The sequence below is a fragment of the Psychrobacter immobilis genome (assembly GCF_904846185.1).
Taxonomy (GTDB): Bacteria; Pseudomonadota; Gammaproteobacteria; order Pseudomonadales; family Moraxellaceae; genus Psychrobacter; species Psychrobacter immobilis_B.
This window is the reverse complement of sequence record NZ_CAJGZQ010000018.1, coordinates 16,080-34,119: the sequence shown is the minus strand read 5'-3', so window position 1 is coordinate 34,119 and position 18,040 is coordinate 16,080. Positions and strand designations below refer to the sequence as shown.

The 18,040-nt window shown below is 42.5% G+C and carries 16 protein-coding genes; 7 read left to right on the top strand and 9 right to left on the bottom strand.

The features are described 5' to 3' along the window. Nucleotides 1–120: 120 nt before the first annotated feature. Nucleotides 121–741: a thiol:disulfide interchange protein DsbA/DsbL gene (locus JMW94_RS10520; protein ID WP_045443155.1), complete on the bottom strand. Its 621-nt coding sequence runs from the start codon at nucleotides 739–741 to the stop codon at nucleotides 121–123. Between the two features lie 449 nt (nucleotides 742–1,190). On the opposite strand from JMW94_RS10520, the gene ubiG reads away from it, so the two are divergent. The 5 genes from ubiG (at nucleotide 1,191) to JMW94_RS10495 (ending at nucleotide 5,698) form a co-directional block, all read left to right on the top strand. After that, on the top strand, nucleotides 1,191–2,030 hold the full coding sequence (gene ubiG, locus JMW94_RS10515) for a bifunctional 2-polyprenyl-6-hydroxyphenol methylase/3-demethylubiquinol 3-O-methyltransferase UbiG (RefSeq protein WP_201604360.1): 840 nt from the start codon (nucleotides 1,191–1,193) through the stop codon (nucleotides 2,028–2,030). Nucleotides 2,031–2,105: 75 nt separating this feature from the next. Continuing rightward, nucleotides 2,106–2,816 (top strand): HAD family hydrolase, encoded by a 711-nt coding sequence (locus JMW94_RS10510; protein ID WP_055123641.1) that lies wholly within the window; start codon nucleotides 2,106–2,108, stop codon nucleotides 2,814–2,816. Nucleotides 2,817–2,915: 99 nt separating this feature from the next. Next, the gene (locus tag JMW94_RS10505; RefSeq protein WP_201604359.1) at nucleotides 2,916–3,752 is read left to right on the top strand and encodes a YciK family oxidoreductase; all 837 of its coding nucleotides are present in this window, start codon (nucleotides 2,916–2,918) and stop codon (nucleotides 3,750–3,752) included. 161 nt (nucleotides 3,753–3,913) lie between these two features. Continuing rightward, on the top strand, nucleotides 3,914–4,180 hold the full coding sequence (locus JMW94_RS10500) for a DksA/TraR family C4-type zinc finger protein (protein ID WP_201604358.1): 267 nt from the start codon (nucleotides 3,914–3,916) through the stop codon (nucleotides 4,178–4,180). A gap of 210 nt (nucleotides 4,181–4,390) precedes the next feature. Next, on the top strand, nucleotides 4,391–5,698 hold the full coding sequence (locus tag JMW94_RS10495) for an RNA-guided endonuclease InsQ/TnpB family protein (RefSeq protein WP_087813871.1): 1,308 nt from the start codon (nucleotides 4,391–4,393) through the stop codon (nucleotides 5,696–5,698). Nucleotides 5,699–5,753: 55 nt separating this feature from the next. Here JMW94_RS10495 and JMW94_RS10490 read toward each other — a convergent pair whose 3' ends face one another. Together JMW94_RS10490 and ompR are read right to left on the bottom strand one after the other, a co-directional pair. Beyond that, on the bottom strand, nucleotides 5,754–7,007 hold the full coding sequence (locus JMW94_RS10490) for a CobW family GTP-binding protein (RefSeq protein WP_201604384.1): 1,254 nt from the start codon (nucleotides 7,005–7,007) through the stop codon (nucleotides 5,754–5,756). A gap of 122 nt (nucleotides 7,008–7,129) precedes the next feature. Further along, the gene (gene ompR / locus JMW94_RS10485; protein ID WP_055123637.1) at nucleotides 7,130–7,888 is read right to left on the bottom strand and encodes a two-component system response regulator OmpR; all 759 of its coding nucleotides are present in this window, start codon (nucleotides 7,886–7,888) and stop codon (nucleotides 7,130–7,132) included. Between the two features lie 496 nt (nucleotides 7,889–8,384). On the opposite strand from ompR, the gene JMW94_RS10480 reads away from it, so the two are divergent. Continuing rightward, nucleotides 8,385–10,934 carry a Tex family protein gene (locus tag JMW94_RS10480; protein WP_201604357.1) on the top strand — a complete coding sequence of 850 codons (2,550 nt, stop codon included), beginning with the start codon at nucleotides 8,385–8,387 and terminating at the stop codon, nucleotides 10,932–10,934. 162 nt (nucleotides 10,935–11,096) lie between these two features. Here JMW94_RS10480 and JMW94_RS10475 read toward each other — a convergent pair whose 3' ends face one another. The 3 genes from JMW94_RS10475 to JMW94_RS10465 all read right to left on the bottom strand — a co-directional run bounded on the left by JMW94_RS10475 (nucleotide 11,097) and on the right by JMW94_RS10465 (nucleotide 14,561). Further along, complete coding sequence (locus JMW94_RS10475; RefSeq protein ID WP_201604356.1) at nucleotides 11,097–11,501, bottom strand: hypothetical protein; 405 nt, start codon at nucleotides 11,499–11,501, stop codon at nucleotides 11,097–11,099. Nucleotides 11,502–11,955: 454 nt separating this feature from the next. Continuing rightward, entirely contained in the window at nucleotides 11,956–12,795 is an 840-nt protein-coding gene (locus tag JMW94_RS10470; protein ID WP_201604355.1) for a hypothetical protein, read from the bottom strand. Nucleotides 12,796–13,268: 473 nt separating this feature from the next. Beyond that, complete coding sequence (locus JMW94_RS10465) at nucleotides 13,269–14,561, bottom strand: saccharopine dehydrogenase family protein (protein ID WP_201604354.1); 1,293 nt, start codon at nucleotides 14,559–14,561, stop codon at nucleotides 13,269–13,271. A 570-nt stretch (nucleotides 14,562–15,131) separates the two neighbouring features. Here JMW94_RS10465 and JMW94_RS10460 point away from each other — a divergent pair. Beyond that, a complete protein-coding gene (locus JMW94_RS10460; RefSeq protein WP_021814049.1) occupies nucleotides 15,132–15,287 on the top strand; it encodes a DUF1328 domain-containing protein in 156 nt (51 codons plus the stop codon). A 115-nt stretch (nucleotides 15,288–15,402) separates the two neighbouring features. Here JMW94_RS10460 and JMW94_RS10455 read toward each other — a convergent pair whose 3' ends face one another. From JMW94_RS10455 to JMW94_RS10445, 3 genes are all read right to left on the bottom strand, one after another. Continuing rightward, nucleotides 15,403–15,696: a 4a-hydroxytetrahydrobiopterin dehydratase gene (locus JMW94_RS10455; RefSeq protein WP_087813866.1), complete on the bottom strand. Its 294-nt coding sequence runs from the start codon at nucleotides 15,694–15,696 to the stop codon at nucleotides 15,403–15,405. Between the two features lie 375 nt (nucleotides 15,697–16,071). Beyond that, a complete protein-coding gene (locus JMW94_RS10450) occupies nucleotides 16,072–16,365 on the bottom strand; it encodes a GNAT family N-acetyltransferase (RefSeq protein ID WP_087813865.1) in 294 nt (97 codons plus the stop codon). A 222-nt stretch (nucleotides 16,366–16,587) separates the two neighbouring features. Further along, nucleotides 16,588–17,937 carry a fatty acid desaturase family protein gene (locus JMW94_RS10445; RefSeq protein ID WP_087813864.1) on the bottom strand — a complete coding sequence of 450 codons (1,350 nt, stop codon included), beginning with the start codon at nucleotides 17,935–17,937 and terminating at the stop codon, nucleotides 16,588–16,590. Nucleotides 17,938–18,040 lie beyond the last annotated feature (103 nt).

Below are 18,040 nucleotides of genomic sequence, written 5' to 3'. Positions count from 1 at the left end.
AAAGCCAATCATCAAGTGATTGGCTTTTTTATGGGTAAGAGCATTTAGGTACAAATGACACTTATAGATAAATGCTAGTCCCTAATTTATAACGGTACCTAATTTATATTAGTACTTAACTTATTTCTTTTCAGCACGCACTTTGTCAACCAAATAGTCAACGACTTTAGGTACAGTGGCACTTTCACCAGTTACAACGTATTTGCCTTGCACGACGACTGCTGGCACACCAGAGAGCTGATAACGCTTAGCGCCTGCTTGTGAACGACCAATTTTCGTACCAACAGCGAATGAATTATAAAGGCTATTGAATTTCTTCTCATTAACGCCTTTCGACGCATACCATTTGCTTAATGATGATTGGTCAAAGATTTTCTTACCATCTTTGTGAATGGCATCAAATAGCGCGTCATGAGTCTTGTCTTCAAACCCTAGCAGCTGAGCGGCATAGAAACCACGAGCGTTCGCTTCCCAGACAGGGTTAAGCGCTGCTGGCGTTTTGAAAAAGGCAACGTCTTTGTCTTTGTTTTTAGCCCATTTTTCCATATGTGGGTTAAGAACGTTACAATGCGGGCAACCATACCAAAAAAACTCACGAACAATGATAGCATCACCGCTGATTTTTTCTGGATTGTCTAGCACGCGATAGTCTTTTCCGGCGACATAGTCGGCAGCTTGTGCGCCCATAGTGGCAAGTCCAATGGCCATGGCCAGACCAGTCAGTGTGATGACACGTTTCATACTTTATCCTTGAGGTGTGAAAACTTAGGGTTTGTTGAGATGTTTTAGTATCGTATGGTTTTGGGTATAGCGCACAGGTTTTTAAAGTGCCCAAACGAGACAGCGTCGAGTATAATCGAACTATAGTGACGTATCGACTATAATAACGTAAAACATGGTCGCTTGTGAATCCGATTCTTAACTAATGGTTGTAAAGCTGTGAGCCATTATTTAAGGCATATTTCACCGTGTTTTTTGGAATTTTTTTAGCGTTTTATTATTTAGGTTTTAGACTGTTTGAGGCATCTATCATTTAAAAAAATGGTACAGAAAATATGAACGTTTGCTAAAAGTATTCACAATCGGTGACGATGTACTCACGACAAAGCTGCCGCTCTCATGCTAATATTAGGTACATAATTGTGCACTGTATATGATTATAACGATAATGACAATAAAGGAAAAATGCAATGAGCTCAGCTCTATCTTCCTCGCCTTCTTTGAATGAGCAAGCAAACAGCAGTCTTGATGATACAACGCCTACCGCCATTAATGTAGATCCTAGCGAAGTCGACAAGTTTAATAAGTTGGCAAGCGAATGGTGGAGTAAGACGGGTGCATTTGCGACTTTGCATGAAATAAATCCACTGCGTTTAAATTGGATAGAAGAAAACGTCAAGCGCAGTTATCAAAATGACAGTGCTGATACGGACATTCGTAAAACGGCTGAAACTGGCTTGGCTGGAAAAAAAGTGCTCGATGTCGGCTGTGGCGGCGGTATCTTGTCAGAGTCTATGGCACGTCGCGGTGCGTATGTGACAGGAATTGACTTAGGTACCGAAAATCTAAAAGCGGCAGCGCTGCATGCAGAGCAAAGCGCTTTACATGAGACGTTGCGTTATCAGCATATCCCAGTAGAAGAATTGGCCAAAACTCATGCAGGTCAGTTCGATGTGGTGACTTGCATGGAGATGCTCGAGCATGTGCCTGATCCCAGCTCGATTGTGCAGGCGTGTTTTGAGTTATTGGCACCAGACGGTGTCTGCGTGCTATCGACGATTAACCGAAACCCTAAATCATATCTGTTTGCCATCGTTGGCGCAGAGTATGTATTGCGTTTGCTCGATCGCGGCACTCATGACTATGCCAAATTTATTACGCCAGCTGAGCTAGACAAAATGGCAATTGATGCTGGATTCACACGTCAAGATATCATTGGCTTGCATTATAATCCGCTGACCAAGCGCTATTGGTTAGCTCAAAATGTCGATGTCAATTACATGATGGCAGTACACAAGCCACTGGCTTAAGCTGAATGCCGTATTTGGTTGTTTTCATGCCATCCTATTTCACTCAACACCTTATCTATATTAAGAGCATTCACTATGAGCCAATTTGTAAAAGCGGTTTTATTTGATCTCGATGGGACATTAATCGATACGGCTGCTGATTTTGTCCGTATTATCGGTAAAATGAGCCGCGAAAATGATTGGCAAGCACCCCCTGAAGCAGAGATTCGCGAGCAAGTTTCTGCTGGTGCTTCAGCGATGGTACAGTTGATGCTACGTCATAACGATCAAATTGAGGTTAGCGAAGAAGCTTTGCAGGAGTTTCGCCAACAGTTTTTAGATGATTATGAAGCTGAGATATGCGTCGATAGTTGTGTGTTCGCTGAATTAGAAGACGTGTTGACTGCTCTTGAAGAAAAAGGGGTGCCATGGGGTATTGTGACCAACAAGCCGCGTTATCTGGCAGAGAAGTTACTAGAAAAGATGCAGTTAGACGGGCGCTGTTCTGCTTTGGTCTGTCCTGATGATGTGTCTCGCTCAAAACCTGACCCAGAGCCTATGTATGCGGCGTTAGAGAAGCTTGGTATCCCTCGCGGCGCCGCTGAAAGCGTGATTTATGTTGGCGACCATATCCGTGATATCGAAGCTGGTAATGCGGCTGGCATGCCGACGATTCTAGCTGCTTATGGTTATATTCCGCCTGAAGATCAAAAAAACCTAAAGAAATGGGGTGCAGATTATATTACTGATACGCCTGAGCAATTAAATAAACTGTTGCTCTCTTCTGGTAAATTTGACTATTTATAAATAAAATTATAAATCGAGTCCGCCACACTCTATGTTTTTAAAGAAATACGATAAATATTTAGCATCCCAACTATTAAACGATAAGCAGTGAGCAATGCCATGAGTGACAATATTAACCAGTCAGCTAGTCAGCAAGACCACCAGAAAACCGTTCAAAGTCTAACTCAACCGTTAACTCATAATGATATTCGCAATTTTGTACCATCTGATAATTGTTTAGACGGTAAGACTATTTTGGTCACGGGGGCAGGTGACGGTATCGGCCGCGTTGCCGCGCTGACTTATGCTCGTTATGGAGCGACAGTCCTGTTATTGGGACGTACCAGCAGCAAGCTTGAATATGTTTATGATGAGATTGAAAGTCTTGGTGGCAAACAGCCTGCCATGCTACCGATGAATCTAGAAGGAGCAACTTATGCTGAGATGCAGCAGTTAGAGGGATTGATTAATAAAGAAGTCGGTCAGCTCGATGGCATCTTGCACAATGCGGGTATGCTTGGGCAGCTAACCCCACTTGAGATGTATGACGTCGATACTTTTGCACAAGTTATGAAAGTGAACTTTACCTCGACGTTTATGCTCACCCAAGCACTGCTACCATTACTTAAAGATGCTGAGAATGGCTCTATTGTTTTCACCTCTAGCACGGTTGGTACACATCCTCGCGCGTTCTGGGGTGCTTATGCGCTGTCCAAGCAAGCCGTAGAAGGCATGAGTGATATCTTTACCCAAGAGACGCAGAATACGACTAATTTACGTTTTAACTGTGTCAATCCTGGTGGCACTCGTACCAATATGCGTGCGCATGCTTATCCAGGAGAAAACCCTATGAGCCTAAAAACCCCTGAAGATATCATGGCAGGCTATGTCTGTTTGATGAGTGATGAAAGCATCGGGGTACGCGGGCAAGTGGTTGAGCTACAGCCAAAAGATTAGCCATGTGATTTTTTGCTAGGAAATGTCATTATTTAGCGCCTTTATTCGCATACTTTCAGATTGAGGCATGCTCTAGTAGGTTGCAATCAATCATAGATAACCCCATCTATTTGTTATTAAAGCGATTTGTAATATCTGATTATCGTAAATAGGATGAAGTTATGGCAGGTGGTTGGTCAAGAGATGGTGCTGAGCATGAGCAAATGGATGCAACGGTAAACGATGCATTAGAGCGGGCACGACGTGCGTTGCCAACTGGCATCAGTGCCGAGATGTGTGATGAATGCGGCAAGCCTATTCCAGAAGCACGGCGGTTAGCAGTGCCTGGTATTCAGTATTGCGTCAGCTGTCAGACAGAACTTGAACAAGAGGCGAGAGCCGCTGAGTTGTTTAACCGGCGCGGTAGCAAAGACAGTCAATTACGTTAAAAAAGAAAAAGGGCAGGCATTGCTATATCGAACAGCAATGTCTGCCCTTTTTTTGTCTATTACTATCAAAACCGCGAAAGAGGACGCCATCCGACATTAGGGTGGCGGTGAATTTCGCATCATTTTTAATGTTTAAATTACATAATATGCGCCTGAATCTGGTAGAATAATTAATTATTATAATACCTTGTAACTTATAAAGAGTGTTAGATGAAAATCAACAAAGCGTATAAATTTAGGCTGGAGCCTAATACGGAGCAGGAAATTATTTTAAATAATCTTGTCGGCTCTGCACGTTTTGTTTGGAATCAAGTGCTGGCAATCTCATTTGAGATGTTTGCTAAAGATGCGTTTATCAATGCCACCAACCTCGTTAATAAAATCATGGATCTAAAAAGCAACCCTGATTTCGAGTTCTTAAAAACCAGCTCAAATGCTGTCTCTTTACAACAAAAAGTACGTGATCTGGCATCGGCTTGGTCGCGTTTTTTTGATCCTAAAGTACATGCCAGGTTAAAAGAAAATAAAAAGAAACCTCGCAAACCTAAGTTCTTTAAATTGGCTGATGGCACAGAGATTCAACGACGACCATTGATGCCACAATTTAAGCGCAAATCAGATGGGCGTGACTCCATTCGCTTGGTTCAGTTTGATAAATACTGTCGTGTTGAAGGCAATCGAGTAAAACTGCCTAATGGCGTGGGCTTGGTGACGTTTAGGAAATCGCAAGACATTATTGGCACGATTAAAAATGTCACCATTAGCAAGAAATTAGGGCACTGGTACGTGTCGTTTGGCACAGAGCGCGAACTGGATGAGAACCCACGTCACCCTGCCACAAGCGCCATTGGTTTGGATATGGGTATCAGTAAACTACTCACCACCTCAAACGGTCAGTACATCAAACCGAAAAACAGCTTTAAAGCCAATCAAATTAAACTTGCCAAATTACAGCGTCAATTAAGCAGAAAGGTTCTGTTTAGCCAAAACTGGAAAAAGCAAAACCGCAAGATTCAAAAGCTACACAGCCACATTGCTAATATTCGCCATGACTACTTGCATAAAATCACCACCCGCATCAGCAAAAACCACGCCATGATTGCTTGTGAGGATTTAAAGGTCGCTAATATGTCGAAATCAGCCAGCGGGTCGGTGGAGAACAAAGGTCGTCATGTCAAAGCCAAGTCAGGATTAAACAAATCAATCCTAGATCAAGGCTGGGGCATGATGGTCGATATGCTTGAGTATAAGCAACACTGGCAAGGCGGCTTACTTATCAAAGTAAATCCACGCTACACCAGCCAAACCTGCTCTGAATGCCAGCATATCGCTGTCGATAACAGACAAACTCAGTCTAAATTTGAGTGCGTCAAATGCATGTATGTTGCGAACGCTGATTTTAATGCAGCTCGTAACATATTAGCGGCAGGACATGCCGTTTTGTCTGCGGAGGGAGGATGCAGTAAAGGTCGCCCGTTGAAACAGAAAACTTGCGACCTTCGTGAGAAAGTCGCCTAAGAGCATCTGCTTTTAGAATCCCCCACTTGAGCTTGGCGAAAGTGGTGGGAGTGTGTCAAATAACCAGTGCCATTAGTTCACGGTCGCAGGTATCCCAATCGATAGAAGGTAGCGTCTTTATAGAAGATAAAAATGCTGTCCTATCTTTTTCTTCTGAGCGGTCGCTTTCTACCGCTGTATCGTTGTCGTTATTAGTATTTGCATCCAACTGTAATATAATCTCTAGCCGACTATCAACTTGTGCGCTGACCGTACTGGTGGTTAAGCTGTCAGGGGTAAAATTGATTTGTAGCCAGCCATCAGACGTATGAACCACGCCTTTGATACGTTGCCAGTTCGGTAGCGTTAATAACCAACTCTGTAACTCATCCGCTTTTAATATGTAGTGCGCTGGCAGTCGCCAACCCGCCAACTGTAACTCTTGCTGTTTTTCATGATAACGATAAGGTAGCTCAATATCTGTGTCGGTCTGCGAATCATCTTTGTTTGTAAAAGCGTCGGATGACAAGGTGGTCGATATCGATAGGGCATTACTCTGCGGTTGCAAGCTAGTAGTCGATTTTTGAGGGTGAATAATATTGACTGTGCGTTGTTTCGAGATAACCTGACTGGGCTTGGTTAGCTGCGTTTTCAACTCTGACACGCTTGATTTTGATAAAAAAATATTGGATGAGTCACTCGTATCATGAGATATCTGCTCAGATGCTGCCCAAATAATTTTTACCTGTGCATTGAGCTTGGCTATCCATTGTTGCAGTGCTTGCTTTTCGCTATCGCTCAATTGAGCATAACGATTAATGACTAACACATCGGCATCACGGACATGCGCTTGAAAACCGTCATGATGACGGTATTTATCTTGCTGCCATTGCACACCACTCAGTACCGTTATTACTGCTTGCATATTGAGCGCTGTTTGCCAATGCGGTGCACTGAGCTGCATGATAAGCTCACGTGGATGAGCAAGCCCTGTAGGTTCGATGAGCAACCGCTGTGGATGATGCTCACTAAGTAGCCGACTGATGGCAATTTGTAATGGCAGCTGACTGGTACAACAAATACAGCCACCACTGACTTCACGTATCGCAATATTATCTTGCTCAGGCTTACTATCTTGCGCGCTTGCCAGCAGCGCACCATCAATACCGATACGACCAAATTCATTGATCAGCAATGCCCAGCGCTCATCGGCAGGTTTGATAGCAAGCAGCTGATTAATCACTGTGGTCTTGCCAGCACCCAAAAACCCTGTCACCAAGGTGCAGGGTATGTTTTGAAAAATAATAGGTTTTTTCACAGAGACACTCATCATATAGGCCGTATTTGTGAGTAATCAAACACAGCCTATATTAAAAGGAAATGATGTTAGCGTGTATTCTCAATTCAATCGATAATCGGAATTTTCGAAATGAGGACACACATAGTCAAAAGTTACTCACTTTTAACGGTTTCTACTTCAGCTTCGTCAGGAACGAATACGTAGCCTACACCCCAAACGGTTTGGATGTAACGCGCTTGTGAAGGGTTGTCTTCAATCAAACGGCGCAAACGTGATACCTGTACGTCGATAGAACGCTCCATCGCACCCCATTCACGACCACGCGCAAGGTTCATCAATTTATCACGTGTCAACGGCTCACGTGGATGCTGCACCAGTGCTTTTAGCACCGAAAACTCACCTGTCGTTAAAGTGACAACATTGCCGTCACGTTTAAGCGTACGTGTCGATAAATCAAGCGTCCACGGTCCAAACTCAACCACTTCAAGCTGATGGCTTGGTGCGCCAGGCAGCTCGCGATTTTGACGACGTAATACCGCTTTAATACGAGCCAACAGCTCTTTGGGGTTAAAGGGTTTTGGCAGATAATCATCTGCACCCGCTTCTAGACCAGCGATACGATCGGCATCACCACCTTTAGCTGTCAGCATAATGATAGGAATGTCACCATTGTCTTCGCGTAGACGCTTACAGATACTGATGCCGTCTTCGCCTGGCAGCATCAAATCGAGTACCACCAACGAGAAAAGCTCACGCTGCAACAGTTTGTCCATTTGACTACCATCATGAGCGGTACGGACGACAAAACCGTCGTCTTCTAGAAAGCGCTGTAATAAAGAGCGCAAGCGTGCATCGTCATCAACGACTAAGATTCGCTGAGTTAAGGTATCAGGGCTGTTATTTTCAGACATACAGGCATCCTCTTATAAAAATTATTATTAGTAGAAATTATCGTTAACAGTCAAGGCTAAAGGTTATATAGCCAAAATGATATAAAGAAAATACGGTGTCAGGCTCGTTGAGTCTACTATTTATAGTATTTTAACGTGCTGTCCTCATCGCTAAATTATCTTGAATCGACTATACAAAAAAACTGTCTTTATTCAATGAGTGGTCAAAAGTAAAGGTCCGTCTCAATCCATCATAAATTTGAATACTATTGTTCAATGCGTCAGCGCGTACCAATATTTGCGCCTTCGATACTTTAGTGTATAAGATTGCACCACTAATTGCATCACCCATCAGGACAAATGCTGTATGCGTTTGTTTAATAAAGCGACAGAACCTATGATATGAGACGATTTTCGTCATAAAACTAGCGATAAATAACGAAAAGATAAAAAGGATTTTTATTCATGCAGCTTTTGCTATAATGCAAAACTACATTTCTCAACGATTGATACGTCTATGAGTAGCACTGATACCTTAACGCCATCTCAAACCTCGACAAATGCACAGGTTTTGGATGCAACCACACACGCGAATATTCACGACAAGCTTGCTCGCGCGCTTGGCATTAAGACTGCTCAAGTCAATGCGTTTGTCAAACTTTACGATGAAGGCGCGACCGTTCCATTTATTGCCCGTTACCGTAAAGAAAAGACGCAGAATCTTGACGATGCGCAATTGCGAGCTTTAGAGAAGTCGCTCAATTATGAGCGCGATATGGCTACCCGTCGCCTCAAGATTACTGAGCTGCTCAGCACTCAGGGCAATTTGACTGACGAGCTGCAGACGCGTATCGATAATGCGACGTCGAAACTTGAGCTTGAAGATATTTACTTGCCATACCGCCCGCGTCGCCGCTCTCCTGCCGCCAAAGCACGTGCTGCTGGTCTTGATGTGGCAGCGCAAGCCGTCTTGACGCAAGCCGTCACGCCAACTGACGCATTAGCAGACTATCAAGTTCAATCGAGCATTACCGATGATAGTGGTAATGAGATCGAAGTTGATTTTAGCGATATCACCAAGCAACTTGCTGGTGTACAAGCCATCATCGTTGATGAATGGACGCAGGCTTTGGCTTTGCTAGACAACTTGCGCAGTGGCTTTGCCAAGACGGCCAGTATCGTATCTGCCGTTGCCAGTGAAGAAAAACGCGAAGTCGGCGAGAAGTTTAAAGATTACTTCGAGCATAGCGAAAGCCTTGCGCGTCTGCCAAATCATCGTTTATTAGCGATGCTACGTGGTCGTCAAGAAAACGTTTTGGGCCTCAAAATAGAAGGCGAAGACGCGCCGTTTATCGAAAAAATTATTAAGCATTTTGACGTTGATACAAAAGCTCCAGCCGAGCGTCAAGAGTTTTTGACAGAAGCGGCGACCAGTTTATGGAAAGACAAATGGCGTCCGCATATCGAACACCGTTTATTGACGGAAAAACGTCTGACTGCTGAAGCCGATGCGATTGACGTGTTTGCCAATAATCTGCAGCATTTACTCATGTCAGCACCTGCTGGTCGTAAAGTGATTTTAGGTGTCGATCCTGGTATCCGTCATGGCGTCAAAATGGCCATTGTCGATGCTCAAGGTCACGTCATGTTAGACAGTGAAGACAAGCCTGTCGTCGCCACCGTTTATCCATTTGCCCCTGATAATAAAATGGATGAAGCCAAAAAAGTCATCGATGAATTATTAAGTACTTACAACGTTGATTTGGTGGCTATCGGTAATGGTACAGCGAGCCGCGAAACAGATGCGATGATTAAAGAGATTTTGGCTGCGAACGATGCGTTAAAAGCCAAATCAGTTATCGTCAATGAGTCAGGTGCGTCTGTTTATTCAGCCAGTGAGCTTGCCACTGATGAGCTTGGTAATTTAGACGTTTCTGTACGCGGTGCGGTTTCTATCGCCCGTCGCTTGCAAGACCCTTTATCAGAATTGGTCAAGGTTGATCCAAAAGCCATTGGCGTTGGTCAATATCAGCATGATGTTAACCAAACACAATTGGCAGATAGTCTTGATAAAGTCACGCAAGATAGCGTAAATGCGGTTGGCGTTGATGTAAATACCGCAAGCCCTGCTATCTTGGCACATATCGCTGGTTTGAATAAAAACGTAGCGCAGCAAATCGTGACCTATCGTAAAGAGCATGGTGCTTTTGACAGTCGTGAATCATTGAAAAACGTCCCACGCTTAGGCGCTAAGACCTTCGAACAAGCAGCAGGCTTCTTGCGTATCCATGGTGGTAGTAATCCCCTTGATGCCACTGGTGTGCATCCAGAAAGCTATGCGCTGGTCGATAGCTTATTGGCACAAACTGGTAAAGCATTGCCAGAAGTCATCGGTAATGACGGCATATTAAATACGATAGATACCACTGCACTGGCTGCTAATGATGACAATATTAGTGTAACTGCTATCATCGAGGAGCTAGCCAAACCAGCACGTGATCCACGTCCTGAGTTCAAAACCGCCAATTTCCGTGAAGACGTTAACAGTATTAAAGACTTGAGCGAGGGCATGCAGCTTGAAGGCGTGGTGACCAATGTGACAGCCTTCGGTTGCTTCATTGATGTTGGCGTCCATCAGGACGGTTTGGTACATATCTCACAAATGGCCAATGACTTTGTCGCTGACCCGATGAACCGCGTCAAGCCTGGCGATATCGTCTCGGTACGTGTCATCTCTATCGATGAAAAACGTGGTCGTATTGGCTTTAGTATGAAGCCAGAATCTGAAAAGCCTGCGCGCCCAGCAGCTAAATCGGCTGAAAGTACTGGTAATGATGAGAAAGTCAGTCGTCCACGTAGCGATCATACAAATAGCAAACGCCCAAACAGTAGCCGTCCAACGACTGATAAGCGCCCGTCGAAATCTCGCGGTAATCGTCAGGATAAAGACCATGCTAATAATGATCGTAGCAAAGCGCCAAGGGCTGATAAAGCAGAAGCACCTAGCAAAATGGGTACGCTTGGGGCGCTGTTACAGGAAGCTGGCGTGACTAAAACCAAAAAATAGTTAATGTTAATAGTGATAAAAAAGGCAGCCATTAGGCTGCCTTTTTTATGGAATTTATTTAAAAATAGAAATTGTTAATGAACACTGATAACTGCTCAAACCTAACTCGCTGAATAACCTCTTTTCAATGATTTCAGCTAACAGCGGGATTTGTATCGTATTCTATAATTCTTCTGTGGCTTCTTCAGCTTCTTGTAATTCTTCTTGTGTGTCTAACGAGTCTTCTTCTTGCATCGCTTCTTCAGAATCTTGAATCAGCTCTTGTTCGGCATCCATTGCTTCTTGCTCAGCTTGAAGCTCAGTAGTCATCGGCTGTTGATTAGCACTGTTATTAACGTTATTAGTGCTTGCTCTTGAGATAATCTGTGTCTCACTAATCTGAAATGGGCTAGATTGATTGTCTGTTGAGGCATTATTTGTATTGTCACCTTCCATCTCAAGTGTAGTGGCAGTAGCCGCTGATTGCACATCTACTGCTGCAGTATCAGCAGGTGCTGCCATAGCCAAACTTGGGATTGTGAGCGCAGCGCCAATCAGTAGCGATAAAGACAGAGTACTTTTTTTCATTAATCAATTCCTTAATTTACAATCTTATAATGTCAGCTTAAAAAATTTCAAACTTGACGCTTATGTTGCTAACTGCTGTATACAGCCGTTGCATATCACACATTCATTTAGTAATTGAAATCTATATATTTAATATATCTAACATTTAATTGATAGACAAAATAAAATCATGATAACCATTAAGAGACTATCATGATGGATTTGGATAAAGAGCTTTATAAGCTGACCTAAATCAGTGATAAAAATCTAAAGGGGAGAATACCAACTAAACAAGCGTTAGTTCAGTAGTCCATAGATTAAAATTCTAACAGACGGATGTTATCAGGTGACTTTGTGCAACTATTGTATGGTTATTGTCAGATAGAAAAATAGCATTATTTTCTACTTTCCCATCTCTAATTTTTATAGCAACGATGTCTCAACAAATCTGGTTCGTCTGTATTTCATTACAGTCTTATTCAATAACGATATACTTGCCAGTGTTTGGATCAACGACGCGTTGTTGAGTGCTGCTACTAGGAACACGAATGACTGGGAAGGTTTGGTTGATTTCAGTATTGTCGATGACATCCGCATCTGCTTCTTCACCAACGATTACAGTACGGTTAGCCTCGTCTTCGATAGCAATGGCTGTACCTGACGCTGTGTTTACTCGCTTGATTTGATCTTTCGGCACAATGATGACTTCTTTGACACTATATTTAGTAGGGCGGATAACACGTGTGGTTTCAACGATGACAGGCTCTACAAGGCGATCTTCGATAATCGCGAGTTGTGCTTCTGGTGCTGTAGCTTCTTTTGTTTCGCTCATAATAGGCGTTGGAAACTTGGCACCAAAGTGGTTATCGCACTGCTGCATGCTTAAACGTACTGGATTGCCAGCTTTATCCATATAGACGTTGACAGGCATATCAGCGGCGATAGGGACGTATTTCCCAACCAATGCACCCGAAACACCATAGCGACCATTTGACTGCCCAACCCCTAAATCACAAGCACCTGCTGAGTAATCACTGGCTGTTAAGTTGTTTGCATTGACCATTGTTTGAGGAATCATTACTTCAGACAAACGCATTTTTTTGACAGTTGCTTCACCTACTTGGCGCTTTGGGTTTTGATAAGTATAAGGGGTATAAAATTTGGCCGAACCGTCTTTGACAGCGGTGACACACTCCTCATAACTGTCATAGCCAACATTGCCGTGGCTATCGGTAGTCATAGCGGCGTTAGCAGAGCTTGCAAACATAGCAAGACCAGATGTCATCACAGCAGCGGTTAATATATTGATTTTCATTGTTATGTCCTTTTAATTAGATTGAAGTCTATTGATTTATTTCAAATTTATGATAAATAAGTAAAACTTAATTTTTATTAATATGATTTTTATTGCACTAGAAAATTACTCTGACGCGTTTAAAGTCTAAATGAAATGTTAATGAGCCAATTATTCGTTTCAAAGCTGCTATGCAATATGGGATAAAAAAATATGGGGTAAAAAATTGCCTAACTTTTTTATCTTACGTTATTCACTGCAATATGGCTGTGACATTACTCTAGAAATGTGTAGCTTAATGTATTAAAAAGGCAAGAAGTGGCAATATCATTTACCAAAGAATCACGTTATTATTATTTATTAACAATGGCTCAAAAGATTGCACTCTGAATAATGAGAAAAAATAGGCAATAAAAAACCGTATCTCGTTGCTAAGATACGGTCAGTAATTAGATATTAAGAAGTAGATTGCTTAGATTTATAAATGGGTAATCTTACGAATCGACGACTTCAAAACTCAGACCCGCATGCTCTTCTAAACGTGCCAGTAGATGATTACCCATGGCAGAGGCTGGCGTCCAAAAACCACCACCAATTTCTTCTTTGCTAATATCTTGTGCTAAGCATAACGCTGCTTGCGCTAGCATACGCGAGGTACTGCCGTAACCTGGATCTTTATCACCCGTTACTTTCGTATTGATGGTGTCTTTATTAGCTATTTCCCCAAAGAGGCGAATGTCAAAGTAGCCGTTTGCTTGCTCTTCTGCAGACGGACCAGAACCTGACTTGGGTAGCACGTGCTTAGCTAATAATTCACGGCTCGGTTTGACCATCATAGCAGTGGCAAATCCAAACAGGCCTGCGCTCATTGCATAGCTTGATAATTGACCTTTCACACCATCTTGCATCCACATTGCTTCGTCATATTTAAAGTCACGACCATATTCATAGCCAAGCAATTGGTTGGTGCGATGAACGATACGGGTATTGATACTAGCCATCACAAAAGGCGCAAGCCAGCGTTTGTGCTCACTATCGTATTCTGGCTTACTGACATTAGCTTGGCGCACGTTTGGTGCATCTTTGTCATCATTGAGTAGGTAAGGATTTGCTACCTGCTTACGACGTGACTTATCCTTTCCGACTTCTTCAAAAATAGTCGCCATCGAGGCAATGGTACCACCCGATAGACCCCCTTTCGCCGCTTTGACACGCATATGAATCACATCACAAGCGCGACCAAATTTCTTTTCTGCTTGGGTTTGAGTAAAGTAGACGCCCAAATCCGATGGAATCGAATCAAAGCCACACGAGTTGACAATACGAGCGCCGCTTTGCTTTGCCGCGTCCTGATACTTGTCCATCATATCTTTGATAAAGATAGCTTCACCGGTGAGGTCGACATAATCTGTCCCATGAGTGGTACAAGATTTGATCAGCGGCTCACCATATTTAAGATAAGGACCGACGGTTGAAATGATGACTTGGGTTTGTTTGGTCATTTCATCAAGGCTGTCCGCATCGTCACTATTAGCAAGAATAATATCGACAGTGCTGCCAAGTTTAGACTGCAATTCGTTTAGTTTTGCTTCATCACGCCCAGCAATCGCCCACGTGACGTCGGAGCCCTCTTTGTCTTTAGTATTAGATAAAAACTCTGTTAAATAGTGTGCTGTGATTTGACCAACAAAGCTGGTTGCACCATATAAGACGACCGCGTAAGGATGCTTTCCATCGCTGCGCTGTTGTGTATTGTTTGAGGTATCCGTATTAGTATTGGTATCCATATTTATTATCCTTAATAGCTATTTTGATGAGTCGTGTGACGTTTAAAATTTGTTGCCATTTAACAGTCAGAGTTTGAGGTCTAGTTTTTAGATAGAAATCAGATTAACTAAATAAGTCATGACTAAATGAGTTATTGGTCAGACTTATATCTGCCTGAAAAAGATATATTAAAGTATTTTTGACCAGTAAAAATGACTTGTAAGTTACTGTTTATAGCAGATTATATGATGAAAATGTTGATGGCTAAGGGATAACTAACCATCTGTACACATAACTCCCATAAAGGGATGAAAAAAAGGTTCGATGTTAAGATTTGCTACAAAGGTTACATAACCTACCGATATCATTACCAAAATGAACGTTTTCTAAAGATAAATATTGCTAATCTATGGTCGTAAGCAGTATTAATGGTTGAAAAACTAATAAATATCAAAAAAACAAAAAGTAAAGAAAAAGGAATCTTAGAGAGAGCAAGACACTCATTAATAATGATGGTTATTTATTAATAATTGTCCTTTATATCAATCTAAAAATCTGGTTTTCTAATAATAATTTTTAAGGAGAAGGTTATGTTTCGCTGGGCTATTATTTTTGCCGTGATCGCATTGTTAGCAAGTTTGTTGGGTTTTGGCGGTGTCGCAGGATTGTCTGCTAATTTGGCATATATTTTCTTAGCTGTCGCTGTCATTTTATTTATTGTGGCATTTGTAAGCCGCAAGATGTAATTAATACCTGTAGATTGTTAAATAAAAAAGTCCTCAATTGAGGACTTTTTTTTGTATTTAATAATGTATTTGCTAATGAAAAATTTTTATAAACATTATAAAAACAAACACATCACTATAAACGTTTCGGCTGGACAATGTGTTCCATCCGTTTAGCCAGACGAATATCATGGCTGGTAATACCGCCAGTATCGCCAGTAGTCAAGCGCACCTCTACCACGTTATAAGTGTTGCGCCATTCGGGATGATGCTCGAGCGCTTCGGCATGGAACGCTGCTTGATTCATAAAGCTTATGGCTTCGACGAAATCGCTAAAGTGATATGTTTTTACGATAGCATTGCCCTCGCGCTGCCAACCGGGCAATTCCTCTAGCTGCAAATTTACTTGCTTATCAGATAAACTACTCATATTAATCACCTTTATTATTATGTTGGTTTGGTTTATTAAAAACTATATCAGGCACTACATTGTAGCTGTCAAAGCTATTTTACGAAACTTCAATCCTCTTTTTCAGCTATATCATTGACGCTATTACATCACTGTAAAGACCTTTTATTCTATCGGCATTATAGGTCAGAAAACCCGCCTATATTTGCTATCTTGCCATATATTCGAAGATAAATATACGAGGGCCGATAGCAAATAAATAGGAGGGTAGTAGCGTATTAACGCTTCAATTTTATTAGCCAAGCTGAACCATAATAAATGCTTAAAATACTTCTAAAGAAATTATAATGCCTACTAGCATACTACATTTTCTATGGCTCATCGCTAAAGAGTGGACTATAGCAAGTCTTGGTAATCAGGATGTTTGCTGATATATGACGAGACAAATGAGCACTGTGGTATCACTTTTTTATTCTGTTCACGAGCATAGTTGAGGGCATGCTTGACCAATGCTGAACCAATACCGCGCCCGCCTAGCTCCTGAGGTACGATAGTATGATCATAAACTAATGTATCGTCACGCTCTTGATAGCTAATATAGCCAGTATGACCGTCAATAGAGGTCTCAAAGCGATTAGCCTGTTCATCATGGGTGATGGTTAGGTTTTGTTCAGAGTCTTGATTTTTCATGGATGTTCTCCGTTATTATTGATTATTATCATTAAATATTATTGGTTTTTTTTAGGATGGATCAAGCGTATTTTTAAATGAAAAAAGCTTGAATGACCAAATAGATTATTCACTAAAGTATGAGTCCTTTCGATTCACATTTATAGTTCTTTAGCGTAAGAGTCGATAGCGTAAATGTTAAGACTAAAGAGGTCTGCCAGTGATCTCCATATGAGCTGTACATCAAGCATAAAATAAGGCTTGACGCATGACAGGGGGAAGATACTTACCCAATCCACGTATAGCGGGCAGCTCTTTTGGTCTTTCTGTTACGGCATGATTTGTTTCAGCGATTGACGTAGTTTGTGAGTGTAAATAAGACTGCCATTCTTCCGCACTTGGCTTGCTAAAGTGGCGGATACGTCCCAGCATTTGCCGGAATTGTGTACCAAAGCGCCCAGTATTATAGGGTAGATTGTACTTGCGGCATATCGCCTGTAATTGTGGTGCGATACGAGCATAGTGACTGGCTGGCATATCAGGGAAAATATGGTGCTCGATTTGATGCGATAAATTACCCGTCAAAATGTGAAACAGCTTACTGCCCTGAATATTGCTGGAGCCAAGAATTTGACGCACATACCAGTCGCCTTTAGTCTCATCGGCATCGAGATGGGTATAGATGTGTGCTTGTTCGGTAAAGTGTCCACAGAATATCACCGCCCATGTCCACAGATTACGAGCGATATTGGCAGTAACATTACCGCTCAGTGTCGTCATAGCACTACTTCGACCTAATGTCAGCCCTGCTAACGTGGGTAGCACAATATGATCTTTGCCCACTTGCCGGGCGATTTTGGCAAATAATGCGCGAGATTTCTGTTGCATGGTTTGGTGTCGATCAGGGGAGTCTGCGTATTCGTCGACACTGATTTGAATATCATGAAAGGCGACCGCCCACTCAAAACCTAGAGCCAATATCGCTGTCTTAAACATATTGTGGCGGTCGCTTGGCGTCCAAGGTTGCTCATCAGTCACGCGAATTAAGTGATAGCCAACATCATGGTCACGACCAACGATATTGGTAAAAGTATGATGCAAGTAATTATGAGAGTGTTGCCACAAGGGGGCAGGACAGACAATGTCCCAATCAAACTTTTGGCTATTGAGATACGGGTGCTGCATCCAGTCATACTGACCATGCATGACATTATGCCCAAGTTCCATATTGTTTAGAATTTTGCTGAGACTCAGTAGTGAGGTACCCAATAACCAAGTCGCGACTATTTTACGTTTTGACTGCATGCATCCAGCCGCTGCCAGTAAGCCACGCGCTGTCATTTCACTATAGACTACCGCGGCATACATTCGTTTAATGTATCGTGCGTCATCACTACCTAACGAATCCATCACGCTTCGGTAAAGCACATTTAATTCATGAGCGAGGGCATCAGATTGCGCCTTCGGTAAGGGCACTCCTGTCAACGTTGGGTAGCGAGTCAACTGCTTTGCTTTCTGCTGTTTTGCATCAGTTAGTGGGGTCAAAACTGGTACAGTAGATTGTGCAGTAGTGACGGGTGGTAGCAAGCGCATAAATAATCCTTAACCGAAATGGTACGGAGAGTCGGTACTGGGTTCGGCTCAATAAGTTGTTTAAGTTTTTACCGTAGGCTATAAGGTAACAGCAGGCTGTGTT

Bases quoted from the DNA above. Each gene is read 5' to 3' on its own strand.
- JMW94_RS10520 (WP_045443155.1), bottom strand. From the start codon at position 741: ATGAAACGTGTCATCACACTGACTGGTCTGGCCATGGCCATTGGACTT.
- ubiG (WP_201604360.1), top strand. From the start codon at position 1,191: ATGAGCTCAGCTCTATCTTCCTCGCCTTCTTTGAATGAGCAAGCAAAC.
- JMW94_RS10510 (WP_055123641.1), top strand. From the start codon at position 2,106: ATGAGCCAATTTGTAAAAGCGGTTTTATTTGATCTCGATGGGACATTA.
- JMW94_RS10505 (WP_201604359.1), top strand. From the start codon at position 2,916: ATGAGTGACAATATTAACCAGTCAGCTAGTCAGCAAGACCACCAGAAA.
- JMW94_RS10500 (WP_201604358.1), top strand. From the start codon at position 3,914: ATGGCAGGTGGTTGGTCAAGAGATGGTGCTGAGCATGAGCAAATGGAT.
- JMW94_RS10495 (WP_087813871.1), top strand. From the start codon at position 4,391: ATGAAAATCAACAAAGCGTATAAATTTAGGCTGGAGCCTAATACGGAG.
- JMW94_RS10490 (WP_201604384.1), bottom strand. From the start codon at position 7,007: ATGAGTGTCTCTGTGAAAAAACCTATTATTTTTCAAAACATACCCTGC.
- ompR (WP_055123637.1), bottom strand. From the start codon at position 7,888: ATGTCTGAAAATAACAGCCCTGATACCTTAACTCAGCGAATCTTAGTC.
- JMW94_RS10480 (WP_201604357.1), top strand. From the start codon at position 8,385: ATGAGTAGCACTGATACCTTAACGCCATCTCAAACCTCGACAAATGCA.
- JMW94_RS10475 (WP_201604356.1), bottom strand. From the start codon at position 11,501: ATGAAAAAAAGTACTCTGTCTTTATCGCTACTGATTGGCGCTGCGCTC.
- JMW94_RS10470 (WP_201604355.1), bottom strand. From the start codon at position 12,795: ATGAAAATCAATATATTAACCGCTGCTGTGATGACATCTGGTCTTGCT.
- JMW94_RS10465 (WP_201604354.1), bottom strand. From the start codon at position 14,561: ATGGATACCAATACTAATACGGATACCTCAAACAATACACAACAGCGC.
- JMW94_RS10460 (WP_021814049.1), top strand. From the start codon at position 15,132: ATGTTTCGCTGGGCTATTATTTTTGCCGTGATCGCATTGTTAGCAAGT.
- JMW94_RS10455 (WP_087813866.1), bottom strand. From the start codon at position 15,696: ATGAGTAGTTTATCTGATAAGCAAGTAAATTTGCAGCTAGAGGAATTG.
- JMW94_RS10450 (WP_087813865.1), bottom strand. From the start codon at position 16,365: ATGAAAAATCAAGACTCTGAACAAAACCTAACCATCACCCATGATGAA.
- JMW94_RS10445 (WP_087813864.1), bottom strand. From the start codon at position 17,937: ATGCGCTTGCTACCACCCGTCACTACTGCACAATCTACTGTACCAGTT.